The organism is Bacillus sp. NPDC094077 (genome assembly GCF_050279465.1).
GTDB lineage: Bacteria > Bacillota > Bacilli > Bacillales > Bacillaceae_G > Bacillus_A.
Genome location: NZ_JBNNUF010000002.1, coordinates 113,338 through 122,827 on the forward strand (window position 1 = coordinate 113,338; position 9,490 = coordinate 122,827).

Genomic DNA, 9,490 nt, shown 5'->3' on the forward strand with positions numbered 1-9,490 from the left:
AATGTAACTGCACAAAAAGAGTATTGAAAGTTAATTCAATACTCTTTTTAATAATTAAATATTAAGTCCCAACCAATTTCTAAATTTTTTTGCTGGTCATCATCTGAAGTTATACCATTTTATTTGTTTTTCGTATAGATAGGGTTCAAGTAGAAGCTTTCTTTGCTAATTCAATTATATAGTCGAAAAATACATTGTGGTTTACATCATATACTACATTTACTGGTCGTCCATCAGCAGTTTCCACTGTACGTCCTTGGCTAGGTCCGTATGTATGAACGATACTATTAATCGCTTGAGTTTTTGCAAGATTAGTGTTTCCGACAAACGCAGTAGTTAGTACATCCCATAAATAGTAAGTAGAGTTCGTTGAGAAGTGAACGAGAGGGGGAACCATCGCATAGCATTGACCAAGGAAATCAACACCAATATACTTTCGCTCTTTTGCCCACTGTTCACGTATGTCTATAGTTAACGGAACTTGGTTTGTACTTTCTAGTGTCACTAAGTCGATTTCAATTTTTGCTTCCCATACACGAGCTACTGCTTCGGGATCCCAAAACGAATTCCACTCGGCTGTTCCATCATGCTCAGGTTCATGTACATTGCCTACAGTACGAAATGTACCGCCCATCCAAACGAGACGTTCAATTTTATCTTCGATTATGGGAGCTTCATATAATGCACGGGCAAGGTCAGTTAGGGGCCCTGTAAATAATAAAGTTGTTTTTCCTTCAGTTTGTAGAAGAGTTTCTATTAAATGATGATGCGCAGGTTTGGCTGCTGCAGGTGTTACAACTTTTCCAGACTCATTTAAAATTGGTAAAGCATCTACATACAATGCATGCATCCGCCAGTCTTTTGGAAATGGATTTGTTCCACGAGAGTTTGACGCTGCTACTTCAATATTACCTTTGCCGAAGCGATCGATAATTTTACGACTTGCAGACATTGCAGGTTCTAAATAGCAATCTGCTGGAATAACAGATACACCAGTAAGTTCAACGTTTTCCATTTGAAGTAATAAAAATAATGAAATTAAATCATCTACGCCGCCATCATGATTAAAGTACACTTTTTTCTTCATTATAATCTCCATCCTATATGATTTAGTTAGGAATTAAATATGAATTGAGGAAAAGTCATCAATAATTTCCATCACTTCAATTTTCCCATTAATCAGTAACTCAGGGAGTTCGTTATTTACATTTCCTCTCCAATATTCTCTAGCTTGTTCAATTTTTTGAGAGAAAGGAATACCATCTTCTTTCGGTAAAAGATTTCCGTCACCTTCAAAAGAACTTCCGATCACTCGTAGTTTAACAATCTGCAAAACTTCTCGATTGTAAGAATCAAATAGCGCTTTCCATTTCAAAGCATCCTCATAGCTTTTGGAAGCATATAAGCAAGACAACCTTGAAGGGTATTCAGGATATTCTTGCAGCCTAACCCTTTCTACAATCGTTTCCCTAACTGCTCTAATTGTTTGATCCATATAATTCATAACTACTTGAGCATTTTCACTATTTATATGCAATTCGTCATTTATATAATGATTTTTTAAAATCTCCACGGAATCTTCACCATTAGCATTTAATTGCTCTCTTTCAAAAAAGAAGTGAAATAAAGTGTTAGTTTGATTTTTGTCAAAATAAATGATTTGTCCGATGTTCATTTTTTTCCTTGTAACGATGTGATATACGTAAAATCCTTGTTCATTCATGGTTATCCTCCTAGTAGTAATTATCAAGTATTTTCATGTTAAGTTTAGTAATTCAACATTGAAATATATAAAACCTTTATAAGTACAAAGCTATAAAGTGGGAGGATTTGATTGAAGAGTGAAAGAAATACACGTAAATGTTTTAAAACCGTTCACAAAATGTTCACTTACGAAGGAGTTTTCGATATCGATATAATGACAAAGACTCAAAGAGAAGTGATACAAGAATGCATGGTATTTCAGTTATTAAAAAGATGGTATTCCGGAAAATATCTTATAGGTTAATTTTTCAAACACGCCTGAATCATTAACCTAATAGCAAAAAAGAAAAATCATTTTTGTTAAGTCTTTTAAAGATTTTACATCATTTCAAATCCACAAATATTATTTACTATACTTTAATAATTATAAGTAAAGTAATCCTCTTATAAAAAATCTAAGCTGAAATCTTATGAATAAATGTTGCTAAATAGCCATTATGAAAAGTTAGGTTGGTAGTTTCTTGTCTAGGCAAAAGGACATGAAAGTCTAAACTTTTTGAACGTGAGACAAGAAAGTGGATACTTCTTAAAACAGATATCGCTCAAATGAACATTTCTAAAATAGCAAAAAGGTATCCAGACGGATCTAGTCGAGAAGCTAGTCAAAAGTACGTTGATGTGGAGAAATACCAAATTTGAATTTTATTAAGAAGAGAGGGGACGGAATATGAATAATGAAAAAAAGAAGTAGAAATAACAAGCATGGAAGAATTAATCTATCTAGTTAAAAAAAATTAATATTCAAACGACATGATCGAGTGATTGAATTACTTTCGGGTAATAAAGTATATGAGGCTTACAGAGTTTTAAGAGACATGGAACAGGTTAATAAGATTTATGACAAAAGCGTTATTTGGTATCAAAATTATATGTAATGGCACAAGTAAAGTGTCATTTTATTCAATGAAGATATTTTGTATCTCTTTATTGTCATCATAAATATCTGAAACACATCAATTCTAAAAATATTTTAGTAAAGTTGGGATGGGTATAGCTGAATTCTATGAAATTGTGAGTAATTGCTGTAATTCATTGTACGTTGAAAAAACGAAGTTTGGCTGCAAACTTCGTTTTTGTTTATATATAGCATGAATCGTTTCGATTTCTTTCAAATTGCGCGAAGCATGGTGAAGACCTTGAAGTCCTGCAGATTTGGCAAAGTGGCGTTTTACATGTCTACGTTCCTGTTTTATGAGATTATTCAAATGCTTGATTGTACAAGGAGTTGTATGTTTATAAAAGCCCTGTTCCTTTAAAATAACTCGTTTATGACTCCCTTCACTCTACTTTGCAAAAGTTTAGCTTCGTTTTAAACACTTTGCAACAGAACTAGAAATCTTCGATGAACATTAGAGTGAGTTGGTATATTATTTCATTTTATGTCTGAATTTTCTAATTTGATTATTTCAACTTTATGAAGATAGTAGCTGGAAAAGTTGTGTGATAGTATTTTACATATAAAAAAGAAAATTCTGAAAAGGGGTGTGGATTTGATGTTTAAGCTGCTGTAAATAGTAAGGTTACAGAGTTATTAATTAATTATTTTCATCAAATAGAGTTGTAGCTTGTAGAATATGAAATCAAAAAAATTGCCCCAATAAATTAACGAACTATTCTCGTTGTTTAATGTTTTAGTAATGACAACATGACTACAGATTATCTAATCCGTCTTCGTTTATAGGTAAAGAAGATCATTTTAAAGTCAGAAGAAAATGTGTAAGAACTAAAACTAAATATATTTGAATGCGTAGATTATTCAAAAGGTATTGAACTTTATAGTTAGTTGAAATTTGGATAGTGTTAAAGCTTAGGTAGAAATATTTAGAATGGAAAATTATGTGCAAAAAAGGGTGTTGTGTACACAAAAACATCAGTTTTAGTAAACTTAAGGAGCCTGGTTTATGAAAACTATCGATTCAAAAAGTCTATTAGGGAATAGGGTTTATTTACAGGTTTTCTCTGCCTATTCACTGCTTATGCTTGGTGTGTTTATTGATATGTTAGCTATTATGACTATTGTGGGATTTGAATGGGAAGTAGACCCTACCATGATTGGGTTGATTCCAGTTGCGTATGCACTTCCTGGAATTATTTTTGGCTCATGGGCAGGTGTTATTGCAGATCGCTTTAGAAAAATTCCAATTATGATGTTTTGTAATCTTATGGTTGGTCTAATAACAATTGCTCTTTTATTTGTACAAAGTATCCATTGGCTTTTATTAGCATTAATGATTCGTTCTATTTTTATTGTTTTCTATTATCCTGCACAGCAAACACTAACAAGACAGATTGTGTCACCTGATTTGCTTACTAAAGCAGTAAGTATCAACGGAATAGTTGAGCAGGGAACCAAGATAGTAGGTCCACTTATAGGAGGCGTGTTGCTAAGTTGGTTTCAGCCAGAGTTCTGCCTCATTATAAGAGCTATAAGTTGTTTATTAGCTACTTTAGTTCTGATACCCACAATAAAATTCAAAGAAACTATATCGAAAGAACTTGTTGAAAAGCAAAAGCAAAGCACTTGGACCGCTTGGGTACAAGGGTGGGGCTATGTGTTATCTAATCGGATAATATTATCAACTATGATTTTCGTTACAATAGCCATGGCAGTATTACAATTAGTAGACTCACAGTTCCCTACTTTATTTAAGAGCTTGTTTCCACATGATAAAAGTAAAATGGGATATATCATTTCTATTATTGGTCTTGGGGGGATACTTGGTGCATTACTAACTCAGAAATTAAAACAATTTCAATATGGCTGGGTAGTATGTGGAGGTATGGTTTTAATGGGAATTGGTTTTGGGGGCATTGGTCTAATAACGCCCGGTACGGTCTTCATTTTGGCTTATCTGATTAGTTTTATCGCTGGTATTGGAAGTGGATTGATGCTTGTATCTAATCAAGTCATTTTACAAATAGAATCCGATCAAGATCAAGTAGGAAGAGTATTTGGTATACAAAGCAGTTTAACAAACGCAGTTCTAATTATTTCTCCTGCTATGAGTGGCCCATTAGTTCACTTGTTTGGAGTAACTCAACTCTATGTTTATGGCGGGATTGGGCTTATTATCATTGGAGTAATTGGGGTATCACTGCAGAAATATTTATGGACTAAACATAAACAAGAACCTATAAGAGTAAATAATTTTTGAAGGGAAGATTTTTTATGACCAATGAGGAATGTTATCCATTAAGTCACCCGCAGAGAAGAATATGGTATACAGAAGTTATTCATTCTAATAAAGGGATATGTAATTTAAGGTTCTTATTTAAACTTCATCGAAAAATGAATTATTCAAAATTAAACCGAGTTGTGAATCGTGTTATCAGTGAAAATGACGGTCTGTGCATCAGATTAAAAGAAAATGGGCATCAGGAACCTGAACAATATTTTATTAAACATGAAGAACAAGAATTTGAGTTTTTCGATTTCAGTTCCGTGGAGGATTCAGATTTGCTTGAGAAATGGATCGAGCAGAAAACAAAAGAAACGTTTACATTATTTAATTCAAATTTATACTATTTCGCTTTAATAAAATTAAACGATAATGAATGTGCAGTTTTTGGGAATGTTCATCATATTATCATGGATGGTTTATCAATCCAAATATTTACCAGTCAGATTGCAAAATATTATTATGAGATGCATAGCGAGACTGAGGAAGGCGTAATTAGAAATTCATATGTTCAATTTCTGGCCAATGAACAAACATACTTGAATAGTAGTCGCTTTCAAAAAGATCAAAAATTCTGGTTAGAGGAATTTAAAACACTTCCATCTGTGACGGGATTGAAGCCCTATAATACGTACCAAGTTAGTACCAAAGCATCACGTGAGACGTTTATATTATCGGAGCATTTGAAGAGAAAGATGGAGCTTTTTTCTGAAGATTTCAAATTTAGTTTATATACCATTTTTGTTGCTGCGTTCTCGTTGTCTATGTATCGGTGGACCTCATCGCTTGATATTTCATTAGGAATGGCTTATGGCAACCGTATGACTAAAATGGAACGGGAATTAATTGGAATGATGGTGAGTACAGTTCCTCTAAGAATGGATATCGATCCAGAAGAAGAGGTGCTTTCATTTATTGGTAGGGTGTCCAGAAAACAAAGTAAATCATTACGACATCAGAAATACCCATTTGATTTGTTATTAAAGCAGATTAATAAAGAGAATAATAGCAATGTGAGACTTTTCGGAACTACGATTGATTATAGAGATCGTGATGAAAGTGGTGACTCACTATGGATTCCAAACCGTGAAGAGGTACAAGATTTCGCGGTGCATATTGAAAATTTAATTGATATAGACTCTTTACATGTACATATTGATTATCGTGAGGAGCTATTTTCTAAAGAAGAGATAAAACGTTTTTTTAACGTTATGTTAGCGATAATAGAAAACACTTTTGAAAATCCAAAGCAGAAGGTAGCTGAAATCGAAATCATTTCTGATGAAGATAAAAGAAAAAGTTTAATAGAGTTCAACAATCCTAAGCTTGAGTTTCCACCTCAAGTAACTATTCATGAATTGTTCGAACAACAAGCGATGATTTGTCCAAACGCTATTGCAGTTACGTATGAAAAAGGAAAAGTCACTTATAGGGAGCTAAATGAACGTGCAAATCAGTTAGCTCATTATCTGCAGAAAAAAGGAGTAGGACCTGATACTTTAGTTGGACTGTGCGTTAAACGTTCTCTCGAAATGATTGTAGGTATTTTAGGGATTTTGAAGGCTGGTGGAGCTTATGTTCCACTTGATCCAACATATCCAGAGCAGCGACTTCAATATATTTTAGAGGATGCTGGCATTCAGTTATTCGTAACGCAAGAAAGTTTAAAAGAATTGAAATGGTTACCAGAAAATATTAAATCGATTTGCCTGGATCGTGATCGAGATGAGATTGGGCAAGAAAGTAAGACCTTGCCGGTTTCTGATGCAAGTTCCCAAAACCTAGCTTACGTAATCTATACTTCGGGATCAACAGGGAATCCAAAGGGCGTTATGATAGAGCATCACAATGTCATTCGTTTATTTAAATCGACGGACTGTTGGTATCAATTTAATGAAAAAGACACCTGGACGCTTTTTCATTCTTATGCATTTGATTTCTCAGTATGGGAAATTTGGGGAGCATTATTATATGGTGGGAAATTAGTTGTTGTTCCGTACTGGATTAGTCGATCGCCTAAGGATTTTTATCAATTATTGGTGGAGGAAGAAGTCACAGTTCTAAATCAGACACCTTCCGCATTTCGACAACTAATACAAGTGTGTGAACAAGAAGATGAGAATAAAAACTTGCAGCTTCGTTATGTGATATTTGGCGGAGAAGCGTTAGAACCTATTAGCTTGTTACCGTGGTTTCAAAGGTATGGGGAGAAAGAACCGCAGTTAATTAATATGTATGGAATTACAGAAACTACAGTTCATGTTACATATTATCCAATTACTCAAGATGATGTGCAGCAAGCTTCAAGAAGTAATATTGGAAAGCGAATTCCAGATTTAGAAGTGTATATACTAGACGCTTATCAACAACCTGTACCTATAGGTGTAGATGGTGAGCTTTATATTGGCGGGGCAGGGCTTGCACGTGGGTATTTAAATAGACCTGAATTAACTGCAGAGCGCTTTATACCTCATCCATTTAGTAGTGATCCGAAAGAAAGATTATATCGGACAGGAGACTTAGCTAGGTATTTGCCGGATGGAAATCTGGATTATCGTGGAAGAATTGATCATCAGGTTAAAATACGTGGTTTCCGAATTGAGATTGGGGAGATTGAGTCTACGTTAAATGCATATGCATCTATAAAAGAGGCTGTTGTAATTGTTAGAGAAGATCAACCGGGTGATAAACGATTAGTAGCATATGTTGTAGGAGATGGAAAAGTAGGTGCGTGGAGAGAGTATCTTAAAGCGAAACTACCGAGCTATATGGTCCCTTCGGGATTTGTGACGATGGAAGCCATTCCACTAACGGCTAACGGTAAAGTTGATCGTGAGGCCTTACCTATGCCGGAGGAAAAGCAGATTAACAGTGAATGCGTTGCCCCTCGGAATAGTAACGAAAAGATACTGGCTACCATTTGGAAGCAAGTATTAGGTGTTAAAAAAGTGGGAATCTATGATAACTTCTTTGAAATTGGTGGCGATTCGATTCTCAGTATTCAAATCATATCTCAAGCAAGTCAAGTGGGATTAAAACTTACTCCAAAGCAAATGTTTGAATGCCCAACCATTGCCGAGTTGGCACAAGTGGCTATAGAAACGCAGGGAGTACAAGCGGAGCAGGGAATTGTGACAGGAGATGTGCCTCTTACTCCAATTCAGTACTGGTTCTTCGAGCAAGACCATCCACGTCCGGAGCATTGGAATCAATCGATGCTTTTAAGAGTAAAAGAGAGATTGGACGTGAAGTTACTAGAGGGAGCGATATTAAATTTAATCAAACATCATGATGCTTTACGTTTCCGGTACGAACAGTTACCAAATGGAACGTGGAGGCAGAGAAATGAAGGGATTGATGAGCAGTCAGTACTTCATGTGGTAAAACGGAACAATGCTAATGAACAAGCGTGGAATAAAGTAATACAAGAAGAGGTGAACATTACTCAAGCTAGTTTCAATTTAGTTACAGGTCCGTTAATGAGAGTAGTTTACTTCGAGGATACATTGACTGGAAATGATCGACTATTCTGGGTGATTCATCATTTAGTAGTAGATGGAGTATCGTGGAGAATTCTATTGGAAGATTTACAGGCGGTATATAACCAGATGAAACAAGGGCAAGGAGTTCGCTTACCTGCGAAAAGTACATCATTTAAAGAGTGGTCGGAACGACTGCAGACATACAGTGATTCGGGTATTTCAAAAGAAGTACAAGATTATTGGAATGAACAGGTAGAAAAAGAAACGATGAAAATTTCAATGGACTACCCAATACAAGAAACAACAGAAGAATCGATTGATCAAGTGACGAGGACTCTAGGAGTAGAAGAAACACATGCATTGTTACAAGTAGTTCCAGTGACTCATAAGACAAGGATTAATGAGGTACTATTGGCGGTATTAGGACAAGCTATCGTCGATTGTACAAATCAGCAAACGGTTTCTATTCATCTAGAAGGACACGGGAGAGAAGAGATGATTGAAGGTATTGATCTATCACGGACAGTGGGCTGGTTCACGAGTATTTATCCTGTTCATCTGAATTTTCAAGGAATTAAAACACCTATTGAAGGATTAAAGGCTGTAAAAGATCAATTGCGTCGAATTCCGAATCGCGGAGTTGATTACGGTATTTTACGTTACTTGAAGAAAGAATTACTTCCGTTTTATCAGCAAAAGCCTTCAATAAGCTTTAATTATTTGGGCCAATTTGATCAAGTGTTTTCAAAGGAATCTTTGTTTATGCAAGAGACGGGGTTTACATTATTAGATCATGCTCCAGATTCCAAGCCATCTCATCTAATTGAGGTTATCGGTATGGTAAAAGATGAGAAGTTACATTTTGTTTGGATGTATAGTAGAGAACAGTTTTCTAGATTAAAAATACAAACAATAGCAGATGGTATGTTGAGGTATCTTCGTCAACTTATAAATAAACCAACAACAGAGTCTGCTTTTACGGTATCAGATTTTGCTGATGCGGAGGACCTTACGGAAGAAAGCTTGAGCAAAGTATTACTTAAATTAACAAAGAAGAGGGTGTAA

4 protein-coding genes and 2 pseudogenes are annotated in these 9,490 nt (G+C 35.0%); 3 read left to right on the forward strand and 3 right to left on the reverse strand.

Going from position 1 to position 9,490, the window contains the following annotated elements; translation table 11 throughout:
• Positions 1–145 precede the first annotated feature (145 nt).
• Together ACQKNR_RS05465 and ACQKNR_RS05470 are read right to left on the reverse strand one after the other, a co-directional pair.
• On the reverse strand, positions 146–1,087 hold the full coding sequence (locus tag ACQKNR_RS05465) for a nucleoside hydrolase (protein ID WP_427315977.1): 942 nt from the start codon (positions 1,085–1,087) through the stop codon (positions 146–148).
• A 33-nt stretch (positions 1,088–1,120) separates the two neighbouring features.
• Complete coding sequence (locus tag ACQKNR_RS05470; protein ID WP_427315979.1) at positions 1,121–1,723, reverse strand: DUF2441 domain-containing protein; 603 nt, start codon at positions 1,721–1,723, stop codon at positions 1,121–1,123.
• A gap of 575 nt (positions 1,724–2,298) precedes the next feature.
• Between ACQKNR_RS05470 and ACQKNR_RS05475 the strand changes: the two are divergent.
• Positions 2,299–2,403, forward strand: a pseudogene (locus ACQKNR_RS05475) (nucleoside triphosphate pyrophosphohydrolase family protein); the annotation flags it as partial.
• Between the two features lie 362 nt (positions 2,404–2,765).
• On the opposite strand, the pseudogene ACQKNR_RS05480 reads toward ACQKNR_RS05475, so the two are convergent.
• Positions 2,766–3,020, reverse strand: a pseudogene (locus ACQKNR_RS05480) (IS6 family transposase); the annotation flags it as partial.
• Positions 3,021–3,665: 645 nt separating this feature from the next.
• Here ACQKNR_RS05480 and ACQKNR_RS05485 point away from each other — a divergent pair.
• Positions 3,666–4,919, forward strand: coding sequence for an MFS transporter (locus ACQKNR_RS05485; protein ID WP_427315981.1), 1,254 nt, complete (start codon positions 3,666–3,668; stop codon positions 4,917–4,919).
• 14 nt (positions 4,920–4,933) lie between these two features.
• Entirely contained in the window at positions 4,934–9,490 is a 4,557-nt protein-coding gene (locus ACQKNR_RS05490) for an amino acid adenylation domain-containing protein (RefSeq protein WP_427315982.1), read from the forward strand.

Bases quoted from the DNA above. Each gene is read 5' to 3' on its own strand.
- ACQKNR_RS05485 (WP_427315981.1), top strand. From the start codon at position 3,666: ATGAAAACTATCGATTCAAAAAGTCTATTAGGGAATAGGGTTTATTTA.
- ACQKNR_RS05470 (WP_427315979.1), bottom strand. From the start codon at position 1,723: ATGAATGAACAAGGATTTTACGTATATCACATCGTTACAAGGAAAAAA.
- ACQKNR_RS05490 (WP_427315982.1), top strand. From the start codon at position 4,934: ATGACCAATGAGGAATGTTATCCATTAAGTCACCCGCAGAGAAGAATA.
- ACQKNR_RS05465 (WP_427315977.1), bottom strand. From the start codon at position 1,087: ATGAAGAAAAAAGTGTACTTTAATCATGATGGCGGCGTAGATGATTTA.